Origin of the sequence: Nocardioides szechwanensis (assembly GCF_900103935.1) — a bacterium.
Classification (GTDB): Bacteria; Actinomycetota; Actinomycetes; order Propionibacteriales; family Nocardioidaceae; genus Nocardioides; species Nocardioides szechwanensis.
Window position 1 is genome coordinate 1 of sequence record NZ_FNIC01000019.1, and the last position, 1,433, is coordinate 1,433.

The window sequence follows — 1,433 nt, forward strand, 5'->3', positions numbered from 1 at the left end:
GGCTCCCCTGACTCATGTGTGGGTTAGGAGGGTCGGCCGGGCAGGGCGGGTCGGTGGGGTCCGAGGGCGAGCATGGCCAAGGCGATGAGGGCCTCGGGGTTTTTGTAGCCGAACGCGATCCGGGTCAGGAGTCGGATCTTGGTGTTGACCGACTCGACGGGGCCGTTGGACATGTCATGTTCGATCGCGGCCAGGATCCGGGTGCGGTGTCTGGTGATGCGTTCGGCGAGTTCTGCCATGGGTGCGATGTCGCTGTGGCTGGCCTGGTCGATCCACTCGTCGAGGTAATCGGCTGCATCCTCGGGTCGCATCTTGAAGACCAGCCGGAGCCGCTCCTTGAACAGGTAGGCGGTGTGGAGCCGGGGATCGGCGATCGCGACCCAGGCGAGCTTGGCGTGTTGTTTCTCGGTGAGATTCTCGGGGTTCTTCCACAGCGCGAACCGGGCCCCCTTCAACGCGTTCGCGGTGTCACGTCCCGGGAGCCACTGGGCCTTGCGGGCCGGGCCAGACCTGGCGGGCGGATCGCGACGCGCGAGCTTGCGGGCGGCCCGCCAGGACTCCAGACGGACCTTGGTCAGCGCGTCGTTGGCCCACTGCACGACGTGGAAGGGGTCCGCACAGACCACCGCGTTCGGACACCGCTGGGCCACGACCTCGGCGATGTAGTCGGCCCCATCGGCCGAGACGTGGGTGAGCTGGGCGGCCCGGTCAGGGCCGAGGTCATCGAAGAAGCGCCGCAGCACGGCCTTGGTGCGGCCCTCACCGGCCCAGACCAGGTGGCCGGTGTCGTGATCGACCACGACGGTGAGGAACTTGTAGCCGCGTTTGTAGGAGATCTCATCGATCCCGATCCTCCGCAACCCCTCGAGCCGGTCACCGGTGTCGAGGTCGGCCCAGACCCGGGCCACGATCGCGCCCACGGTGCGCCACGCGACCCGCATCAGCTCGGTGACCGCCGACTTCGAGGTCCGCACCGTGAGCCAGGCGACCTGTTGGTCGAACTCGTGGGTGTGGCCCGACCCGTGGTGTGCCCAGGGCACGTGCGCGACCACCACGCCGTGGACCGGGCACTTCACCCGGGGCGCGTCGGCCTCGAGGAAAGCGGGCTTGGTGCCGTGGTCCAGGGTCCGCCACAGCCGCCGTCCACGTCCCTGGTCATAGCGCCGGGACCGACGCCGGCACCGACCGCAACGGTTCTTCTGACGCGCCATCGGTCGGACACTGACCACGACCCGGCCACCGTGACCCGGCTCGACTCGAACGTCCTCGATCGCGGTGTCTTCAAGTCCGAGCAGGGGTCGCCATAGGGTGAGCGCAGACACGCCGTTCTCCTTCGCCAGGTAACTGTTCCTCAACAGCTCAGAAACCTAGCCAGAGAACGGCGTGTCCTACGTCAACTGCTCAACCCCACCCACACATCCGTCACAAGAGCC

1 protein-coding gene is annotated in these 1,433 nt (G+C 67.7%); it reads right to left on the bottom strand.

The window, feature by feature from the left end; translation table 11 throughout:
* Positions 1 to 23 precede the first annotated feature (23 nt).
* Positions 24 to 1,322, bottom strand: a complete 1,299-nt coding sequence (locus BLR90_RS20595; RefSeq protein WP_091027115.1) for an ISL3 family transposase — start codon at positions 1,320 to 1,322, stop codon at positions 24 to 26.
* Positions 1,323 to 1,433: the final 111 nt, after the last annotated feature.